This is a genomic window from Syntrophomonas curvata (assembly GCF_052976825.1).
In genome coordinates this window covers 92,242-110,212 of record NZ_CM129641.1, presented here as the reverse complement: position 1 = coordinate 110,212, position 17,971 = coordinate 92,242, and the positions used below count along the sequence as shown (strand labels likewise).

General features: G+C 46.7%; 26 protein-coding genes. 2 read left to right on the top strand and 24 right to left on the bottom strand.

What is annotated here, in order from left to right:
* Positions 1-56: 56 nt before the first annotated feature.
* The 7 genes from ACU70B_RS00595 to ACU70B_RS00565 form a co-directional block, all read right to left on the bottom strand.
* Positions 57-239: a hypothetical protein gene (locus tag ACU70B_RS00595; RefSeq protein ID WP_447184429.1), complete on the bottom strand. Its 183-nt coding sequence runs from the start codon at positions 237-239 to the stop codon at positions 57-59.
* 46 nt (positions 240-285) lie between these two features.
* The gene (locus ACU70B_RS00590) at positions 286-486 is read right to left on the bottom strand and encodes a hypothetical protein (protein ID WP_447184428.1); all 201 of its coding nucleotides are present in this window, start codon (positions 484-486) and stop codon (positions 286-288) included.
* Between the two features lie 99 nt (positions 487-585).
* The gene (locus ACU70B_RS00585; protein ID WP_447184427.1) at positions 586-774 is read right to left on the bottom strand and encodes a hypothetical protein; all 189 of its coding nucleotides are present in this window, start codon (positions 772-774) and stop codon (positions 586-588) included.
* Between the two features lie 54 nt (positions 775-828).
* Complete coding sequence (locus ACU70B_RS00580; protein WP_447184426.1) at positions 829-1,314, bottom strand: copper amine oxidase N-terminal domain-containing protein; 486 nt, start codon at positions 1,312-1,314, stop codon at positions 829-831.
* Complete coding sequence (locus tag ACU70B_RS00575) at positions 1,295-1,486, bottom strand: DUF6906 family protein (protein ID WP_447184425.1); 192 nt, start codon at positions 1,484-1,486, stop codon at positions 1,295-1,297. Before ACU70B_RS00575 ends, ACU70B_RS00580 begins: the two co-directional genes overlap by 20 nt.
* A gap of 144 nt (positions 1,487-1,630) precedes the next feature.
* Positions 1,631-3,316: an AAA family ATPase gene (locus ACU70B_RS00570; protein ID WP_447184424.1), complete on the bottom strand. Its 1,686-nt coding sequence runs from the start codon at positions 3,314-3,316 to the stop codon at positions 1,631-1,633.
* Between the two features lie 15 nt (positions 3,317-3,331).
* Complete coding sequence (locus ACU70B_RS00565) at positions 3,332-4,210, bottom strand: DNA adenine methylase (RefSeq protein WP_447184423.1); 879 nt, start codon at positions 4,208-4,210, stop codon at positions 3,332-3,334.
* Positions 4,211-4,688: 478 nt separating this feature from the next.
* On the opposite strand from ACU70B_RS00565, the gene ACU70B_RS00560 reads away from it, so the two are divergent.
* The gene (locus tag ACU70B_RS00560) at positions 4,689-5,324 is read left to right on the top strand and encodes a hypothetical protein (RefSeq protein WP_447184422.1); all 636 of its coding nucleotides are present in this window, start codon (positions 4,689-4,691) and stop codon (positions 5,322-5,324) included.
* A 399-nt stretch (positions 5,325-5,723) separates the two neighbouring features.
* Here ACU70B_RS00560 and ACU70B_RS00555 read toward each other — a convergent pair whose 3' ends face one another.
* The 17 genes from ACU70B_RS00555 to ACU70B_RS00475 form a co-directional block, all read right to left on the bottom strand.
* Positions 5,724-5,960, bottom strand: a complete 237-nt coding sequence (locus ACU70B_RS00555) for a hypothetical protein (RefSeq protein WP_447184421.1) — start codon at positions 5,958-5,960, stop codon at positions 5,724-5,726.
* An 89-nt stretch (positions 5,961-6,049) separates the two neighbouring features.
* Complete coding sequence (locus ACU70B_RS00550; protein WP_447184420.1) at positions 6,050-7,078, bottom strand: M23 family metallopeptidase; 1,029 nt, start codon at positions 7,076-7,078, stop codon at positions 6,050-6,052.
* A 97-nt stretch (positions 7,079-7,175) separates the two neighbouring features.
* Positions 7,176-7,382, bottom strand: a complete 207-nt coding sequence (locus ACU70B_RS00545) for a type II toxin-antitoxin system HicB family antitoxin (protein WP_447184419.1) — start codon at positions 7,380-7,382, stop codon at positions 7,176-7,178.
* On the bottom strand, positions 7,379-7,585 hold the full coding sequence (locus tag ACU70B_RS00540) for a type II toxin-antitoxin system HicA family toxin (RefSeq protein WP_447184418.1): 207 nt from the start codon (positions 7,583-7,585) through the stop codon (positions 7,379-7,381). The genes ACU70B_RS00545 and ACU70B_RS00540 overlap by 4 nt, the downstream gene beginning before the upstream one ends.
* A gap of 24 nt (positions 7,586-7,609) precedes the next feature.
* The gene (locus tag ACU70B_RS00535) at positions 7,610-9,349 is read right to left on the bottom strand and encodes a VirB4 family type IV secretion system protein (RefSeq protein WP_447184417.1); all 1,740 of its coding nucleotides are present in this window, start codon (positions 9,347-9,349) and stop codon (positions 7,610-7,612) included.
* Positions 9,340-10,830 (bottom strand): MinD/ParA family ATP-binding protein, encoded by a 1,491-nt coding sequence (locus tag ACU70B_RS00530; RefSeq protein ID WP_447184416.1) that lies wholly within the window; start codon positions 10,828-10,830, stop codon positions 9,340-9,342. The genes ACU70B_RS00535 and ACU70B_RS00530 overlap by 10 nt, the downstream gene beginning before the upstream one ends.
* A gap of 187 nt (positions 10,831-11,017) precedes the next feature.
* A complete protein-coding gene (locus tag ACU70B_RS00525; protein WP_447184415.1) occupies positions 11,018-11,236 on the bottom strand; it encodes a hypothetical protein in 219 nt (72 codons plus the stop codon).
* A 2-nt stretch (positions 11,237-11,238) separates the two neighbouring features.
* Positions 11,239-13,125 carry a hypothetical protein gene (locus tag ACU70B_RS00520; protein ID WP_447184414.1) on the bottom strand — a complete coding sequence of 629 codons (1,887 nt, stop codon included), beginning with the start codon at positions 13,123-13,125 and terminating at the stop codon, positions 11,239-11,241.
* A 14-nt stretch (positions 13,126-13,139) separates the two neighbouring features.
* Positions 13,140-13,625 (bottom strand): hypothetical protein, encoded by a 486-nt coding sequence (locus tag ACU70B_RS00515; RefSeq protein ID WP_447184413.1) that lies wholly within the window; start codon positions 13,623-13,625, stop codon positions 13,140-13,142.
* A 192-nt stretch (positions 13,626-13,817) separates the two neighbouring features.
* Entirely contained in the window at positions 13,818-14,306 is a 489-nt protein-coding gene (locus tag ACU70B_RS00510) for a metal-dependent hydrolase (protein WP_447184412.1), read from the bottom strand.
* Positions 14,307-14,407: 101 nt separating this feature from the next.
* On the bottom strand, positions 14,408-14,674 hold the full coding sequence (locus ACU70B_RS00505) for a septation protein SpoVG family protein (protein WP_447184411.1): 267 nt from the start codon (positions 14,672-14,674) through the stop codon (positions 14,408-14,410).
* Between the two features lie 112 nt (positions 14,675-14,786).
* Positions 14,787-15,500: a hypothetical protein gene (locus ACU70B_RS00500; protein WP_447184410.1), complete on the bottom strand. Its 714-nt coding sequence runs from the start codon at positions 15,498-15,500 to the stop codon at positions 14,787-14,789.
* A 34-nt stretch (positions 15,501-15,534) separates the two neighbouring features.
* Positions 15,535-15,849, bottom strand: coding sequence for a hypothetical protein (locus tag ACU70B_RS00495; protein WP_447184409.1), 315 nt, complete (start codon positions 15,847-15,849; stop codon positions 15,535-15,537).
* Positions 15,849-16,850 (bottom strand): ParM/StbA family protein, encoded by a 1,002-nt coding sequence (locus ACU70B_RS00490; RefSeq protein ID WP_447184408.1) that lies wholly within the window; start codon positions 16,848-16,850, stop codon positions 15,849-15,851. The genes ACU70B_RS00495 and ACU70B_RS00490 overlap by 1 nt, the downstream gene beginning before the upstream one ends.
* 5 nt (positions 16,851-16,855) lie before the next feature.
* Entirely contained in the window at positions 16,856-17,059 is a 204-nt protein-coding gene (gene relB, locus ACU70B_RS00485; RefSeq protein WP_447184407.1) for a type II toxin-antitoxin system RelB family anti-toxin, read from the bottom strand.
* A gap of 44 nt (positions 17,060-17,103) precedes the next feature.
* The gene (locus ACU70B_RS00480; RefSeq protein WP_447184406.1) at positions 17,104-17,355 is read right to left on the bottom strand and encodes a helix-turn-helix domain-containing protein; all 252 of its coding nucleotides are present in this window, start codon (positions 17,353-17,355) and stop codon (positions 17,104-17,106) included.
* 87 nt (positions 17,356-17,442) lie between these two features.
* Positions 17,443-17,634, bottom strand: coding sequence for a helix-turn-helix domain-containing protein (locus tag ACU70B_RS00475; RefSeq protein WP_447184405.1), 192 nt, complete (start codon positions 17,632-17,634; stop codon positions 17,443-17,445).
* Between the two features lie 99 nt (positions 17,635-17,733).
* Between ACU70B_RS00475 and ACU70B_RS00470 the strand changes: the two genes are divergently transcribed.
* A complete protein-coding gene (locus ACU70B_RS00470) occupies positions 17,734-17,952 on the top strand; it encodes a helix-turn-helix domain-containing protein (RefSeq protein ID WP_447184404.1) in 219 nt (72 codons plus the stop codon).
* Positions 17,953-17,971: the final 19 nt, after the last annotated feature.

The window sequence follows — 17,971 nt, the reverse complement described above, 5'->3', positions numbered from 1 at the left end:
TTGGACTGCGCAGTTAGTAATCATTTGTTGTTCAAATATAATGCCTTGAAGTTTTCCTATTGGTGGAAAGCCAAAGGGGATAAGTTATACCATGATGATTTTGAATATCTATCCTGTTCATCTACTTCCCTTGCTAATACTGGAAAATCTGGTGCGTGTTCTTTGATTAGATAATTAGGAATAATTTGAACCGCTATTTTTTCTTCTGCCATCCGCTTTCTTGTAATATCATCCATCATTTTCTTGTTCGCTCCTTCCCAAATGTCTTGTTTAATTTTCGGTGGGCTACAATGAACCTTGCTCCATATAGTCTTTACATGGAGGATCATACTCCGTAATGATTTTGTCATGCATTGTGCAATAGTTTCTCTTTCCGTTTCTATATTCACTAAAATCACAGTTTATACAACCTTCAGTACCATCCTTACTTATTTCTTTGGTAATAAGTTCAAGTTTTTCTTGTATAGAAAACTCTTTATTAGCCATTCAAAAAGCCCTCCTTTTTAACGCTAATCCGGGTGAAGCATAGCTTAACCCGGATTATTTTTGCTGTTAAACCTATTCCTTTATTAAAGGCCCTGACCCTTAATCAAATAACTCACTATCCAGTTCTTTACGCCGCTTTTCCAGCTCATTAGTTCCTGCGATCTTCCAGGCCAGACAGCCTCGCATATCATTTGCCCTGCGATCCTTTTTATTTATCTGGCATTTACCTTTACTTGGCCAGCGGGGCTCAAGGTCAAAACGGCAGCAGGTACCACAACATTTAACCAAACCACCACCACCCTTATTATTTTTATTGCTCTCCGAGCAATGGTATTACTTACATCAGTTTCTCTTTACGGTCATTTGCCGGGTATCCTTCTCCCAGACCACATTGTACCCCGCAGCCTCACATACGCATCGGGCCGGCAGGCATATACGCCCCGGGGGAATAACGGCCGGTACCACATCCATCAATTCGTACTTTCCGTTGTTGTTCAAGAAGATTTCTCCGATCTTCAGTATCAAGACCTTGCCGTTCTGCAGTTTAAAGGCGGCTTCTTTTTCGGCTTCGTTCCATATGACCTCCGCTCCCAGCACTTCCCCCAGGTAACGGGCCGGTAAAAAAATGCGGTCCTTCTCAATATAGGGAGATACGTCGATGATGAATCCAGCCTCGTCGACCTGGACCGCACTCTGGTTCACCGTGAATACCGCCTTCTTCTGCAAAGGCGGTAAGGCAGGCTCCTGTGCCGTTACATTTCCGGCATCTGTGCCGATCAATAACAGCATCAAACCAACAACGACCGCCTTAAACACCTGTTTTTTCAAGCTTTCGCCCTCCTTTTTCCGAATAAAACAAGATCCGTTTCCGTCCGGTCAATCTGTGGATCAAATGCATTTCACCGGGCGGATTCTTCCGGATCAACCAGTTTCCCGAGTTCAGCCTGTACCTTTCAATGACTTCTCTTTGCCTTCGAGTAGGCGTTTTGCCACTGGCCATACCTTCACCCCTCCGCATAAAAATAGGCATAAAAAAACACCCCGAAGGGTTAATAGAGTACTATGTATTTAATTATTTGCAGTACTTATGCTCTAATTTTTTACCTTAAGCTTCCAAAAAAATTTCTAAAACATAAGCAGTATATTATCTGATTTCAAAAGTTGCAGTCCTCTTGGCTATACGATTGTATGCTTGTAAAAAATCAAGCTTAAAAGCATCTATAACTTCTTTATTATCTTGCATCCAGAAATCCATCAGCTTTGTTGACTCAAAATATTGTCTATGATTGTTGAACCACGCTTTGTATTTATCACGATCCTTTTCACCTTTATAATCATCAGATAACGGCCCACGTTCTTTAAAATAGTCCCAAGTAAAGCCGACCCGGCTTGCCGGACTACTCCAAAAAGCATGATCCGAGTCCAAATTTAACAAGTATTCATAGATAACTTGCTCGGGAGGCTTTCCTCCCGGGAGCTTAATAATATTACCTAAATTTTTCCGTATTGCATCTGGAATTTTTTTTAGCTGTTCCTCAGACACATCCCCGTCAAAAACAATAAGCGTGTTTCCAAAATAAGAAATGTCGGCATTATACATGCTAATAAGGGAATCGCATCCAATGGAGGATTCAAGTAAGTCTACGTAGCATAAGTAGTCCGGTATCAAGTATTTTAAAAACCATCTTGCCTCAGCATCTTCTGAATAAACCTTTATTTTATTACTATTTTGTACGACAGAACTCACTAATAAATCACTCTCAATTTCGGTGAAAGCGATATTGCGCTTAATCTCTAGTCTTCTATTTGCACTTGTGAGGTAGTATAGTTCAATATCGTTATTCACATCTTCTTCGTGACTATTATATGCAGTTCTGCCGCAAATATCCCTTAAAAGGCTTATACTGTGTGTTGTTAGGATAATCTGCAGTTTATTAGCACGCGCTTCTCTGATAAATAATTTAATCAACCTGTTCTGGGCAGCCGGATGAAGCGTAGAATCTATTTCATCAACCAATAGAACGCCTCCATCCCATGCTTCGCCCCGCTCTTCCTTAAGCTTGCGGAAAGACAATAAGGCCAACAGAATTTGGCCTAAATTATCTTGTCCTGATGAGTTTGTCAAATAGTCATAATGATCGGTGCTAATTCCTATACCGTTTTTTTTATCTGTTTCTCCAATGCTGTAATTAGTTATGTCCAGAACGTCTGATTGCATTGATAATATTGATTTGTAATTGTTTATAAACCACTGCTTGTGTTCTTCGTTTTTAAAAGTTATTTCATTTGTAGTTATCAAGTCATCGCTGGATTCCCCGAGAGGGAATAAACGCGATAAGCCAAGATAAATTATCGGGTAGTTAAATTTAGCTTCAGTCCGTCTGTTATCTTCCTTTTTAAAAGGAATAATGCGAAATCGTTCCCTTTTTATATCTGAAACGTAATTGCTAACAGAATTATCAGATACAGAGGCATCGCCACTTGATGCTCGGCTTTTTCTGTCCTTATCCTTTTGTTGCCAGGCGGTTCTAAAGCTTCTGTAATCTGTCTGTTTGCCATCATCGTCACATAATGTGATCAAGAAGCGATTAGCTCCTATGGCGTCAAAAGTTTTACTGCCCTTAAACAACTCGCTAAAATCTGCACGAAAAGCTTTGGATAAATATGTTACGCCATCTTTCTTTTTAAGTTCTCCAGAATTAGCGATCATTCCAAGAATCGTAGATTTCCCCGTGGAATTTCGCCCACTTAATATTGTCAAATATTTACCTAACAACATCTTCTGATTTTTAAATAATCTGAAATCGTCAATCTGGATGCTTTTATACATAAACGAGTCCCGCCTTTAGAAATTGCTTATTGCCAATCTAGTCAATTCATTTTTAATTTCAAGTTCATTTGGCACTAATCCCGATGACTTGAATATAATCAATTCTGTTCCTTTACCCTTATTCGCAGCACTATAAGTTAAAACATAATTTCTCATAGCATAGTTCGAATATAAGCATCTGATCCTTGCCTCGTCATCATATGTCATAACCCAATCACAAGTTACATTCTGCACAATACTGCGTGCAATCTCTACATGATCATTCTCAACAAAGAAGTTCTTATAAAGCCTTTTTCCGTTCATAAAATAAGGCGGATCAAAATATATAAATGCATGCTCTTGAAATTTAGGCACTATGTGGGTCAAGAAGCTTCGCACTTCTTTATTGTATACAAAAATACCTTTTTTCTTAGCAGCAATAGACTGTATGCGTTCAACTAACATTGCCTTATTATATCTGGCATCCATTTTATACAAGCCGGTTTGACTATACCCCCCAATTGGACCCGCATTTAATATACCGGAACGATTTGTCCTATTCAAAAAGAAAGCTGCAAACCCAAGTTGTAATGAATACTTCCGGTTTGAGGTAGAATATATCGCCTTCTGTTTATACCATTCCTCAATAGTAACTGGCGTATCTTCAATTAAAGAAATTAAACCGTCTGTTTGCTCTTTTAAAGCACGCCAAAAGGAGTATATAGCCTTATCATAATCGTTAATGACGATCTTATCGACAACGCCATCCAGCAAGAGGTTTATCGCAACCCCTGCCCCCCCTGCAAAAGGCTCAATATATGTCGTCGTTCTATTATCTTTTTTGGAAAGAATCAATTTAATTAAAGGGGTGATGCTGCTTTTCCCCCCCGGATATCTTAGCGGAGATCGGTTCAAAAAATCACCTCCATATACAATTCTATATAAAGATGCCTATTCTATCGTCTTCTTGAAACTGAATAAATTGGCTTTATCCCATCCATATTTAAAAATATTCTTCTTTAAAACCAAGGATAACAATTTTCCCCATATTTTGCAAAAGAATTTTAATCAGTATTATTTGTTATTTTTAGTTCATAGCGTAGAACTAAGTATTTCTTCACCAAATAACTCGCTATCCAAGTCCTTGCGCCGTTTTTCCAGCTCATTAGGCTCTGCGGTTTTCCAGACCAGACAGCCCCGCATATCATAAGCCCTATGATCCTTTTGTTTATGCGGCAGCGGTGTTGCCAGATAAGTAATGCATCTATACGGTCATTCAGATCATCTCTTTGACCTATACCCGACAAATCGAGTATAGGTCATATAACCCTTGACCCCATTTATTACCAAAGTTATAATCACTTATAAATGCTTATGGTTAGAAGGATAGGCTATGTCTACTGATAATAATAATCCTAATCAGTACAGCGTAACATTTATTGACTTTCTATTTACATTTGCTATCTTAATCGGATTAGTGCCCGAAGGCAACGGTATTAGATTAAAAGGAATCTTTTCTGAAAACTGGATATTGCATACGCATTTACCAAATGTAAATGAACTATTTACTTTCTTAACCTTCTTAATATGTTTTTTAGTAGTAGTATTGAGCTGGTTCGGATATCATCGAGCAATCGAAAAATACCCGCATTCGAAAAATAGTTTACTCGGTATTGCAAGGTTTGTAATTGACGTTTTATTGGTCCTGCTTTATACATTACTGCTAATGGAATATAAATCCTTGAAATCAGTTTTAATTATAACAGTCATAATATTTGCTCTTTATGTAATATGGGATATCTGTCTTGTTTTTGAATATGATTTTCAGTCGCGGGTTAAAGCGGGTAGCTCTTTCCGAAATGCCTATCGGGCACAATTTGTCACATTTATATGGTTTCTCCTCATTCTAATACTACTCTGTTGCCAACCTATATTATCTAAATGGATTGTAGTATCTCTAGCAATTGTCTTTGTAGTGATGCATCGTGTAAATAAAATTTACCCGATTTTTAAATCTTTCTGGAGTTAATTATTGTGAATAGCATGAAAATTTACATTGCAAGCCCTTATTCTGCGGAAACAGAGGAAGGTCCGTTGAAGACATACCTCAAGTATAGGACTATCCGATTCCCCCCTTTCTTTTTTGCAGAATTCCCTGTGAGGCTTTTTCTGGTCTATGTATGCCTGATAAGTACATTAACAACCAAGCTAGCAAAATTTTTTCTAATCAATTTTAAATATTGATTTGTACACTGTTTGCATACTAATTGGTATATTATTATTTATCGCTTACCAATAGTTCTATCATAGAATCGTATCCGGACAAAATTCCACGGAACATACCTGCGCCGTGGAATTAAAATATAATAATTTACGGTTTGCTCTAAAATTACACTTATGTTATGTAATAACGGCATTTGCAGTCATATTACCGTTTCGGCAGACTGACTGCAACTTCCTTCATAGCCGGCAGCCTGGCGGATATTGATTCCATGTGCTTGATCATATCCTCGACTATGACCGCTTCCTTAGCGCCGACTTCCCCGTGACTGTCCTTCAGGATATCATGCGCTCCTGTACGGATCCGGAATGCGTCCTCAGAAATAATAAACAAGAGCTTGCTTATATCCGTACCTTTATTTTCATTACGTTTGCTTTCTTTCATACTATTTCCCCACTCCTTACTTGGTTCAATGGAAACTTCCCGAAAAATCCAGCCGACCTCCCCTTTGATCCGCCCTCCTTTCCGAACGTTCATTTCAGCAGTTTCAGCCCGTCGATCCACCGGCCGTTTTCCTTTACGCCCAGATGTAAATGGGGGCCGGTACTCCTGCCGGTACTTCCTACGTATGCGATCATGTCCCCGGCCTTCACGGCCTGCCCCACCTGCACGGCGGCAAAATGTGAACAGTGCAGATATGCGTATGTCCTGCCGTCCGTTCCGCTGACAAACACCTCATTGCCCCCGATAGGGTCGCCCTGCACCAGACCCGATATCACCCCGTCTGCCATAGCGTATATCGGGGTACCCAGAGGGCAGGCAAAATCGACCCCGGTGTGGGGCCCGGTGCTGCGCATTTCCCCGAATGAAGAAGAAATAAAATACCCGGTCTGGATCGGAGAAGCAAATTTACCTGCAATTAGGGGCGCCGGATCGCCGTGGTCAGTCCGCAGTTCCCTGAAAAACGCCGATACCCCTTTCCACCAATCAGGATCGGTGGCATACATCCCCCCTTTGTTGTCCGTACTGTTCAGCCAGGCGACCGGATGGAATCCTTCCGGCCGTCCTCCCGACAGACGGGCAATGCATTCCGCCGCATACATAGCCGACTTCTCAACCGGATGATCGGTGTTCTGCCAGCTTCCGAACGTATTCCACGGGTTTCTCAGCATTGCCGCCGGCGAGCCCGCCGGGCAAAAAGATTGCTCCTGCCCTGTGATCGCGACCAGCAGCAACGGATTCACATTATACTTCCTCCCTGCTTCAATGCAGGCGTTGGCAAATTCCATCGTTGCGAGAGCCGAATTACACCGCTGCAGCCAATCGATTATAAATTGAGGCTTTATTTCCTGAAAGGCGATTTCCTCGGCAACAACAAAGGCGGCGCCGCCGCTCCCTCCTGGCAACATCTCTTTATTGTTTATATCCAGAAAAGGTATCAGGAAGAACAGCGGGATAAAAAAGATTACGGACAATAAGGCTAATATTCCGGTTGCCATGAGTTTCCCGGCTTTCCGCTTTATAAACCGGCTTGCGCCACGGACTAAAATCGAATCCGACACCCTTCTCTACTCTCCCAATAATATTTCTCAGAAAATAACGAAGCAGCAGTTATGCACTGCTGCCGACAATAGTCGATTATTGATTTATTCGATTTTACTATACGGAGATGTATTTGACCTCCGTTTTCGGCTTAGGCAGCGGGATCCCGTCTTCTTTCAAGCCTTGTACATGCATATTAAACGCTTGTTTGATATTCTTAAGGGTTTCTTCTTTCGTTCTGCCTGTTGCTACGCATCCGGGGACATCAGGAAGATAGGCCGAATAATTCTCTCCCGCCTTTTCGATGATCACTAAATAATTCATTTACCCTGCCTCCTGTTCAACTGCGCTTGTTTAAATATACTGTTGAGCGTTCCCGCCGACACATCATCGCCAAGTTTTCCCGCAACAGTTACGCGGCCGGGCTTGGTCGGGTGCTTATACTGGCGATGGCTGCCCACCTGGTTCACTATGTACCAGCCGTCTTGTGTAATTAATTTTACCACTTCCCTAACTTTTATAGTCATAAATAAACCCTCCAGGAAAATACATTAATCGGCAGATCCCTTAAGTCCACGGGTACGGTATAAAGCCAGTTCTTCATCGGGGAGCTGCATTTTCAGCCGGTCATAACCCCCGGGGGTTTTAAGGATGTAGGAATAGGTTCCCTGAAGACGGCTAATAGATGATGTAACCGTTTCCGGAACCGCCCCGTGGTCGGCGATCTGCTTGATTTCCGATTCTTCCATATAAAAAAACACCTTATAATGCGTATTGTTCCAAAGCCCCTCGCCTCCCTGGGAGCCGCCGGTTTTATCCCCCCACAGGATGGCTGAATTATTGGTAGCCAATACCGCCATGGAGTTGAACTTTCGGGCCGTGGTGGCGATGCGCAGGACAAAGTCCGAAATACTGTCCACCGGCAGGGCCCGCTGGCCTTCGTCGAAAAATATGGCCGTATAAACCTTTCCCCGGGCTCTTTCACGCCTTACCATATCCCATACGGTGGCGAAGGTCATAGCCAGCTTTATGGAACTGGTATGAGCGTCCTCCGTGTTGTTTACCGCCCCGGAGATATCGAAAACAATATAGTCGTTGTCGTAAAGGTCTGTTTCTTCTCCCGGTTCGGTAAAAAGGCCCTGCTGAGAACCGCGGAAAAAGATCCGCACTTTGGCCCGCAGGCTTACCGCCCCCGGAGCCGTCTCGGTGTCGTCGTTTTCAAGAAGATTATACCAGCGCCTGATTCCTCCGTGGGGAAGGTCCCAGGTGTTCTGGTTTTCCCTGATAATGCCTGTCTCCAGCCACAGAGCGCTCAGCGCTGTGTCACAGGCGTTCTTTTCCAGATGGTCCATGCCTTTGGCCAGCAGGTCTATCGCCCAGAAAACATTGCTTTCAGTATTTTTTACCCGGGCGCCGTCCTCGTCCCGGTCTCCGATCCCGGCCGGAATCCTGCTCGGGTCGGGGAACCTGGAATTCTGCGTGTCTACTATTATGCCGTCCAGTTTGCGGGCTAAGGCGATATACTCCCGGTCAACGTCGATTACGAATATCTTCATTCCCGTTCCCTGAAGACTGACGCTGAAGCCTTTCTGCCAGGTCGACTTGCCTTCGCCCGTTTTGCCTATCACCAGGAAATTTTTCGCTCCGGAGCCGCTGATCAGATCCAGGAACGTCAGACTGTTATTGCTCACCCGGTTTCCGACATAGACCCCCGTTTCACATTCCTCCGATAACGAGCCTTCCAGAAAAGGATAGAAGCAGCCTGCGGCTTCACCGTCAAGCAAACGCGATTTGCCGGAATAAGCGGGAACGATGCCCAAAAGCCCGGACAGGGCGAATGCGTCAAGCTGGGTTAGGATCCTTTCGTCCGTTTTCAGCTTTAACCGGGATAAATATTTTTCAAGCGCTCTGCTGCTGTCGAGCGCTTCGTCTTCCCCGGCTCCCCAGGCTGTCACCACCATATTCATGTCATACAGTTCAGTCTCATTCCAGTCGGTCTGCTGCTGTAAATACTTCAGGCCCTGCAGAGCCCGGGCTTCGTAAGGTTTTACCCCTTCGACTGTGCCTTGGGCAGCGGCTATGGATGCTTCCAGCCTTCGCATTTTCGCTCTCATCTGCCAATTCCATTGGAATTTGGCCGGGCGAAAGTGTAAAGAGATCCGGTTATAAACTCCGGGCAGCCTGCTCAGCCCCTGCAGCCAGCCGGGAAAGATCTGTTCGGGATAGCTTCTTACTGTTAGGTTTTTTTGGATTCCTTTGCCTGATTTAACGACCCGGTCGGTTATATACATAATTCCCTCCCCTGCTCCTCTTCCGGAACGTACTTTATGATATTGATTCCGGCGTTCTCCATCCTTCCTACGGTCTCGTTCATATATTTGCCGTCTTCAAACTGCGGAACGATGACCGCCTCGCTGCATCTGACAGCTGCCAGCGTTCCCGGATGGGACGGATCCGCAGGGCAATCAATCAATACCACTCTCGTCTCCTGCCGTACGCTTTTTATCAATTCTTCGTACTCTTCAGCGGTCATTACCCGGGCGTCCGTAACTCCCATAGTGTTTCCGGCCGGCAGATACAGGATGTCATATCTGTATTTATAAAGCAGCCGCGCCGCTATTTCCGGCGTTATCTGACTTCCGAAAGTCAGCAGCCCCGCTCCGATTTCCTGCGGATCGCGGTTATAACACTTTTCCAGGGAAGGTCTCGGTATGTTTAACAACATATCAAGCCTGGGATTGACACAGTCGAATTCTAATAGGACTGCCTCACGTCCGGCTTTTCTGAAACTGATTGCCAGCTCCAGAGCTGTGCCGGCTTTTTTGTACCCGTCCGGATTCCATACCGCCAGACTGCGGTATCCCTTGACCTCGGCAAATAGCCGGGATTCCGCGCCCGCTGTTGCCTGGCGGGGAATAGCCGGCATTTTTATGTGAGGCCTTCGTTCCGTCAAAGCAAGCAACCTGGCAGGCTTCGTCCGTCCGGTTCCGGCCGGCTCCCGCCATCTTAACCCGGTATTTTCCGCCGCCTTGAGCTCTTTTTTCCGCGTGCCGGTCAATCCTTTCCCGGCTTTCCCGGAACTGTTTGTTCCGCCGCTATATCGTTCCCGCAGACGCTGCCGCAGCTGTTTGGGATCGGCCGCCTCTTCGATATCCGGAAAAGGATCACGCTGATATTCCATCCAATTTAAAATGCTTTCCCGGGCCAGGAAAGTATAACTGATATTCTGATTCTCCAGGCGACCCATAAAATCAAGCGCAGCTTCCTTGACGACATCCTGGCGCTTGCCCCAGAAAACCACATGATAATAGGCCTGGAACCTTTCCATCCCGTTCCAATAGTCATTGCGCGCTTCCAGCATGGCCAGGGTCCCGGGGCATGTGCTGACCGCTCCGGGTATGTTCCGGGTCTCGTGATAATTTTCTAAAACTACCTGGGTCATTACTCCGGATTGATTGGTCTCTGCCAGGGCTGCCCGGAAACTATCCGCAGCCGCCTGTCTTTCGCTCGGGGTCAAATAATCCCACGGCCCGGGCTTGATTTCACAGACCATGACGACCTGGCTGCCCAAAATAACGGCGATATCCTGCGGGCTGCCCGGTTCCGCCTCTGTTTCGTCCGCGTGACCGCTTTCCTGCCGGAACAATTTCCATTTGTTTAACCATCCCGGGATATCCAGAGCCAATATCACGGCAGTGCTTAACGGGATCATGAAAAGGAAAACGAAACCTAAAACTACCGCGGCGGCTGCCCAGCAGAAAAGGAAGATCATCCCCGCAGCTCCGCACGCAATAACAAACGGAACGATATACGTTGCTTTCACCAAAGGGAATATATAGGTATCTTCAGTAATATCCGCCGGCAAATAAGTATAGTCCGATATGGTTTTCCCCTCTCTTTCTTACAGCGATACCGATAAAAAAACCACCCTGGCTGCAGGGTGGCGGACGCAGGGGGGTCTACGATGACAGACCTTCCAGCTTGCTCTTTAATTTATCCCTCTCGCTTTTCTTCCTTTGTATCAATGCTTCCAGGGTCCCGTTCGATTCTCTGCCGGCGCCATTGAGATGAGCCAAAGCCTTTTCGTACCACTGGATGCCATCTTCCAGGGATTTTATCTCTCTTTGGATTGATTCCGGACCGCAGTCTTTGGATTTTGCTGATCTCAGCCTGGTCATAATCACCACTCTCCCATATATACTCCGTCCTCCGGCGGAGTCTTTACTTTTACGGGAATATTCTCCTTCAAGATAATAAATCCGTCGCCTTTTTTCCAATACTTCAGAGGCTGGACCTCCTGAGCAACGTCATCCAGTATCTCTCCTGCCCCTTCGGCATAAGCCGGATGGACCCATACCTGGGTCCCCTCAGTATTCCATACATATGCCTGAGCAGGTACGCTATCGTAATTATCTTCCGCAGCCTGCATAACTTTGTCCCGAATGCCGCCATTTACTTTAAAACCCTGATATCCCTCCAGATTATTATCATGTTCGTGCTTCAGATCGGAATAGTATAATGACTCTAAATAAGAAGCATCAGTTTTATTGGCCCTATCAAAAGAATCGTTAATCTTCTCGATCGTTTTGCCCCGGTCGGTATTGTCCCGGGCCTGTTTCAACCTGGCAGTAGCCTTATTACGTACGGTATCATATCCGTCTTTAATGGCACCTGGGAAAGCATTGAGCCCTTCCCTTTCCAACCGCTCCCCGCCTCTTTGAATAATCCGGGCCCCTGTTCCCGTCCATCCGGCCGTCTTTTCTATGCCCCGGCCCAGCTTTCTTCCCCATACTCCGGCCCGCTCGGAATTGGAAAGCATCCTTCCCCCGAGTCCGACCGCCGCGGCAACTCCGGCCGCTCCGCCGGCCACTGCGGCAGTGATCCGGCCCGTGCGGTTAATTACTTTAGCTCCGCCCAGATCGCCGGGAGATCTTATCGCCTGGAGCACTTCCCTGATATATAGGAAATGAATGAGAAACACCAGCACCAGGATCATGATCAGAGTGATCAGGTCCGGGCTGGCGCCGCCTAATCCGGCCTGGCCTTCGGCGCGGACACTGCTCACAAATAAAAAGAAGGCCCCGAACAGGCTTTGCAGAAACAGACTTCTGAGTATTATATTCCAAATACCTATAATGGGCTCCATAGCTGTCTTCAAAGCCCCGACGCCGGTATAGAGAGGCGAAAACACCAGCCCCAGGGCCAATATCCAGATATGCAGCATAGCAGCGAAAGCGATCAGGATCAGGCAGGCCATCACTATGACCATCATGGCAAACGATCCGCGATCGGAGTCCGGATCGTACAGCACTTTGGATACCCCCATGGAATCAAGCTGGTTGACGTCGATACCGCTCATATTGCCGCCGGTCAGCATGGCCTTCAGGACCATATCGGCGCGGACTCCGGACAGTTCGCCGTCCCAGGCCGCCCCCCCGGCGCCGTAAGTGGTGCTGATAGCCGGACTCAGCGTCTCCTGCCAGACATTGTTCTGCACATCCGTCCCGAACCTTACCAGGAATAAGGCGAAGAACGATAATAACAGCGCCAGCGCTAAAGGCTTGAAAGTTTCCCAAGGTCCTTTGCTGTTTTCGTCCCTGGCGAAAAAGCTCCTGTACACCGCGGACAAAACCGCAATCATAACGAGGCCTAAAAAGACAAGAAGCGTTACCGACCACCAGTTTTTTACCCAGGAGTCGGCAGGAAAGGGTTCCGTATAAATAAAAGCGACCGCAAACGCATTCTGGAAAAGCTCCAGTATATCGTCCAGCAGAATAGCGATCAGCTTTGTGAAGGCTTTCCATAGAGTCGCACCCGGATTCGTCAGGAATTCGGCCAGCTTTTGAAAAGCATTGACGATCCACTCGGGGATAAAACTTCTTCCTCCCCCCTCTTCTTCATCTTCTTCGTCCTGCTCCGTTTCCTCCCCGGTGTCCCCGCTTTCCTCCATGCCGGCTTCGGCAGCAGTATGATCCGGTTCGGCCGCAGCTTCGAAAATAAATATCTGGAACAGGTTGAACAGCAGCAGGAATAACAGCAGCACTGCCGGTGATTTTCTCCGCGTCATGGCTGTTCTCCCGTTTAACCCGGGTATTTGAAAGCGTTGAGGATCGCGCCGGTGGTTCTCACATTATTAAGCCCTTCTTCGGCCTGAGGCACGATCATCGTCCAGAGGAATACCAGAAACTTATACCACAGCCCGGTTATGGCGAAAAGCACCAGTATAATACCGAACAAAACCGGTTTCAGCATATCCAGGACATTCTTGACTTCATAATCGCCTCTTCCGGTAAAGACCTGCCAGACGATTTTCAGCGTTTTCCATATCCCTATCACCACCAGGATCAGTCCGAAAATACCCGCAGCCCAGTTGATCAGGCGCAGTATCGGAGCAACCGTCTGCAGCGAAGCATTCAGATCCGGGGTAAAATACTCCACCCCCGGCAGCGCGCTGGCATCGTTGGCCGCTAAAGCATCCGGCGGAGAAGTTATAAGGAAAAATACAAATACTAATAAAAATACTAAATATAGGTTTAGGCCTTCTTTTTTTGAAATTTGAGGATGCAAAATAACTCCTCCTTTTCAACATTTTTGCTGCCGGTCAATGTTTGCTTGCTGATAAACCATACAGCCAGGATATTGTGAATCTTTTTTACAAAAGACTTCAGCTTTGGCCTTATCAATTTTTCTAGGTGTATCGCTTGCATTGCAGAAATATTTTAAAATCGGCTTAGAGCCCCCGTAAAATGGGCACATGATTTAACACCTCCCTCTGCATATCATCCAGAGCATATAAAGCGCTGCCGCCATCATCCCGGGCATGATAACCAGCTTTTCCAGCACCCCCGAACTGCTGACCAGGGGGATGCCGAACCGGCCGGGCAGCGGCCACAGCCACGGTACTCCCATGGGATTAAGGGAATCCAGCAGCAGATGGCTGATCATCCCTACCGCAAATGCCTTTATGTACACGCCGGGTACGGGCAGTATAAATGTCAGTAAAACATACATGGCGGCGGTAAAGACTAAACTGTGGGTAACCCCCCTGTGGCGCAGGGTATGCCCGACAACTGCTCCTGCCCCGGGTATATATTTCTGTATCCGGGAATGCGGCGTATCAATATCCGGTATCAAAGCCCCCGCCGCAGAAGCAGCCATCAGCCAGCCCAGCGGTTCTTCCGTTCCGGCGACGCCGATCAGCAGACAGCCGGCGACGACCCCTCCGGCAGCATGCGTCAATCCGTTCATTACATCCCTCCTATCTTTAATGCTTTCATTACATGCGGAAACAAGACGGACGAGATTGAGGCGATTGCCCCCATCTCGTCCGGAGCAGGAGCGGCACAGGTTTACTTCTTTTGCTTGTTCCAGACGTCGATAATGGTCTTTTCAAACTCTTCTTTCTTGCTCTTGTCCTTGAAGTAGACCGTGTCGTAGTACTTGTCGCCGCTTTTTTCGCTGGGCATGGATACAAACAGAGCGCTTTCATCATCCTTTTTGTGGTAGAGACGGATCCCCTTGATGTAGAGCCCGTGATAAAGGACCTTGACGTAGGCCAGCATCGGGTCCTTCATGTTTTTGGTCTCGAAACTGATTTCTTCAACAGCCTTGGCCATCAGAACACCACTCCTTATTCAGTGTAATAGGCTTAAGTAAATTCACCGCTTTCCTCCTTCGCATGAATTGCCCATAAAAAAACCCGGCTTCTGCCGGGCGAGCAAACCATATTCAGCCGTAAATCGACGAATAGGCCTGAGAATTATGGGCGCTTCTGCGGGCGCCTCCGCGCCCCCTGGTATAATTTCCGTCCCCGGCGGCAGCCCCGGCCTTCTCCTCTTCTCCGTCGAAATAAGGTTCATGGGGACAGCGATCGATCCTTTCATAGGACAGAACATAACTGTCCTGCCGCTGGAGGGCTTTTAAATCAACGTAGCTGTTATATGCGATCCGTAAGCCGTGACCTGATTTATTCAGGTTCCTCTTTACCAGCTTGGGGGCATACCCGGTTTTGATAATCAAAGAAGCTACGGTCGGGCCGAATATCAGAGCAGGATCGGATTCCACCAGATCGTTTATCTCCTTTTCGATCCCTTCGTCGATTTTGTGCTGCTGCCTGTAATTGAGTACGGTTCGGGCCGTACATCCATAGATTCCTGCTATTTCGGAATTACTTAATCCTTGTTTTATGTACGCCGTAATTTCAGCAAGGCTTTCCGGACCTAATTCCTTCCGCCGGCCGGTATTGTCCCTTAACCCCCCGCGCTTCACACTGATGCCGTGTTTCTGTCTAAATCTTATGACCGTGCGGCGGGAGCAATTATAATGCTTTGCGATATCATTATCGTTTTTCCCCTCGGCGATCATATGCAGAACGGCCTCTTTATCCAGGATGTCACTTTGATTTTTTCCATTTCGGCTTTCCTCCGGGCATACCAATGCCATTGGCGCCACCTCCCCCGTTACCGCCTTTTTGATTTCAGATTCCGTTTATTAGGCTCAGAATATCTTCGGCTTCGGTCGCCGTGATATTGATATCGTCCCCGGGGGCCCGTACCTCAGCCCCCCGGCAATTACTCAGGATATCTGAGATAACATTCCTGAATTCCGCCGACTGAACAAATTCCCGCAGCGCGTTCCTGATATCCGCTTTTTTTCTGCCTTCGTCCAGATCTTCCCGGATCAGTCTTTTGATGTAGACACTGTACCCTTCAGGTCTTGCCTCCGCCCAGTTTTTTAAATATTCCTCCCCGGCGGTAAAGTAAACCGACTTCTTAGAATTGAGCCCGGGCATTACGCGCACCCGGTTACCAGTTTGGGGAGAATAGCCTGATTCACAAGTGTCTTATACATAGCTCTGACATTGGAAAACTGGGCGTCCTCCATCAATATGCAGCGGGGAAAGAGCTCCCGCATATATGATCCCAGACTGATAAATCCACCGCCGCATAAGATATTTTCATCGGCCGTGCTTGGACTGAAAACATTCTCCATATCCTGCACCAGTTCGTAAACATGTTCGCGCCCGACCTGAGCAGCTAATTCCGATACGTCTTCGCTCCCTGCCGGAGTGGGGAAAAACCCCTGTTCAAAAATACGCCTGAGCTCTTCAATAGAACTGAAATTTAGCGTGGGATACTTGGAGTCAAGTTTCTTGCGGAAGGTGATCAGCATGGGGATGATCCCCAGATTTCTGGTATAGAGCTTGGTTTCCGGTTCTTTCTGGGGTATCCCTCCCCGGAATTCGGCAACGTCGAAGGTATGCCCGCCCAGATCCCAGATCAGAACGGTCGCCTGTTTTTGCTGGTACTTTTCTCTTTCCTCCTGGGGCAGCGTGTAGTAGGCAATCATGGCCTGCGGCATGGAAACGGCCTTTTCCACCATGATCTCCTTAACGATACCGTCGCGCGTTACCTTTGCATACTGCCCGCCGGTTCCCAAATAATCCAGCAGAGCACGGCTCAGATTAGTTTCGGTATGGCTTTTTGAAAGCGGAGTGCCGGTGACCACCAGGAACTTGCCTTTTTCACCTTCGCAGAGCTGGTGCAGGTAATTGAGCATTTCGATCTTGGTCTTCATGCTTTGGGTCTTGTCATGATGCAGATCGGGAGGGACGTTTAAACCGTCGCCGACCCGGTATTTCTTTCCCTGAAATTCGACTAAAGCGGCTCCGCCGTCGGGCACTTCGCTGTCGGCCACTTCCTTCACCCGGGCCAGGCACATGTACTTGCCGCCTGCGCTGTACCCCTTGGTGAACTGAAAACCCGGGTCGAAAGCTACTGTCTGGATATCCATTCTCTCTACCTCCCTGTCAATTTATCTTCGGCAACAAGCTCTTCCACTGATGCGCCGAGAGCCCCGGCCAGCTTCTTCAAGGTATCTAAACGCGGCGAGAGGGTCTGACCCCTTTCAATGGCACTTATGACCGATTGGTGGACCCCCGATAAATCTGCCAGTTGTTCCTGGGTCAACCCTCTCTTTTCGCGAATACCCTTTAAATTCATCTCACCATCCCGCTTTCTTTGGTTTAATCAATAAGGTAAAATTGCTATTTTCCCGAACTGCAGGGATACGCACAATCACATCGAAATCCATTGGTATCCATGCTGTTTCCTTCGATCAACTGCGCTGCGGAAACGTCCAGAGCTTGCGCAATATTTTCTATGACTTTCAGCGAGGGGTACACCCGGCCTGATTCGTACCAGCTTACGGTTTGCTGAATCTTGCCTATTTTTTCGGCCAGGTCCGCCTGGGAAAGCATTTTCTGCTTTCTGATCCGTCTAAGATTACTGCCAAACATAATACCCCTCCCCATAAAGACTGGATAAACTTGTATAAATACCAATAAGATTGGTATAATCGAATTGTTAAGAAATATAGGATTTTTTTAATCATCTTGATTAGCCAGTAATTCACTGGCCGGAATATTAAAGAAGCGTTCAAGGCGTTTTTCTACTTTACGAGAAGGCAGTTTTTCGCCTGATTCTATGTAATAGTACATACGCCTTCTTATACCAATGGCTTCAGCAACTTGCTCTGCTGTAAGCCCCAGACTTTTACGTTTATTTTTTAATAACATAACTATCTCATCACCCGCGCACTTTAATTGCACTATTCATTTTTAATATTAGTGCAATATTATTGCACTTGTCAACGAATTTTTATTGGGGGGAATAATGTGTCTACCTTTGGTGATCGGCTTAATCATCTAAGAAAAGACAAAAATTTAAAAGCCGAAGACCTAGGTGAAATTTTAGGTCTAAAAAGACGTATCATCTTTCTTTATGAGAAAAATGAGACAAGGCCAACTTTTGATACATTACTTGCCCTGGCCGATTACTTTGACGTATCCCTGGACTACCTGGTGGGCCGTTCCGACGACCCGGCCAGGCGGTAAATCGCTTAGGAGGAAACCC

Coding starts and splice junctions, on each gene's coding strand:
- ACU70B_RS00595 (WP_447184429.1), bottom strand. CDS start 239: ATGATGGATGATATTACAAGAAAGCGGATGGCAGAAGAAAAAATAGCG.
- ACU70B_RS00590 (WP_447184428.1), bottom strand. CDS start 486: ATGGCTAATAAAGAGTTTTCTATACAAGAAAAACTTGAACTTATTACC.
- ACU70B_RS00575 (WP_447184425.1), bottom strand. CDS start 1,486: ATGGCCAGTGGCAAAACGCCTACTCGAAGGCAAAGAGAAGTCATTGAA.
- ACU70B_RS00570 (WP_447184424.1), bottom strand. CDS start 3,316: ATGTATAAAAGCATCCAGATTGACGATTTCAGATTATTTAAAAATCAG.
- ACU70B_RS00560 (WP_447184422.1), top strand. CDS start 4,689: ATGTCTACTGATAATAATAATCCTAATCAGTACAGCGTAACATTTATT.
- ACU70B_RS00555 (WP_447184421.1), bottom strand. CDS start 5,960: ATGAAAGAAAGCAAACGTAATGAAAATAAAGGTACGGATATAAGCAAG.
- ACU70B_RS00545 (WP_447184419.1), bottom strand. CDS start 7,382: ATGAATTATTTAGTGATCATCGAAAAGGCGGGAGAGAATTATTCGGCC.
- ACU70B_RS00540 (WP_447184418.1), bottom strand. CDS start 7,585: ATGACTATAAAAGTTAGGGAAGTGGTAAAATTAATTACACAAGACGGC.
- ACU70B_RS00535 (WP_447184417.1), bottom strand. CDS start 9,349: ATGTATATAACCGACCGGGTCGTTAAATCAGGCAAAGGAATCCAAAAA.
- ACU70B_RS00530 (WP_447184416.1), bottom strand. CDS start 10,830: ATGATCTTCCTTTTCTGCTGGGCAGCCGCCGCGGTAGTTTTAGGTTTC.
- ACU70B_RS00525 (WP_447184415.1), bottom strand. CDS start 11,236: ATGACCAGGCTGAGATCAGCAAAATCCAAAGACTGCGGTCCGGAATCA.
- ACU70B_RS00520 (WP_447184414.1), bottom strand. CDS start 13,125: ATGACGCGGAGAAAATCACCGGCAGTGCTGCTGTTATTCCTGCTGCTG.
- ACU70B_RS00510 (WP_447184412.1), bottom strand. CDS start 14,306: ATGAACGGATTGACGCATGCTGCCGGAGGGGTCGTCGCCGGCTGTCTG.
- ACU70B_RS00505 (WP_447184411.1), bottom strand. CDS start 14,674: ATGGCCAAGGCTGTTGAAGAAATCAGTTTCGAGACCAAAAACATGAAG.
- ACU70B_RS00500 (WP_447184410.1), bottom strand. CDS start 15,500: ATGGCATTGGTATGCCCGGAGGAAAGCCGAAATGGAAAAAATCAAAGT.
- ACU70B_RS00495 (WP_447184409.1), bottom strand. CDS start 15,849: ATGCCCGGGCTCAATTCTAAGAAGTCGGTTTACTTTACCGCCGGGGAG.
- ACU70B_RS00490 (WP_447184408.1), bottom strand. CDS start 16,850: ATGGATATCCAGACAGTAGCTTTCGACCCGGGTTTTCAGTTCACCAAG.
- relB (WP_447184407.1), bottom strand. CDS start 17,059: ATGAATTTAAAGGGTATTCGCGAAAAGAGAGGGTTGACCCAGGAACAA.
- ACU70B_RS00480 (WP_447184406.1), bottom strand. CDS start 17,355: ATGTTTGGCAGTAATCTTAGACGGATCAGAAAGCAGAAAATGCTTTCC.
- ACU70B_RS00475 (WP_447184405.1), bottom strand. CDS start 17,634: ATGTTATTAAAAAATAAACGTAAAAGTCTGGGGCTTACAGCAGAGCAA.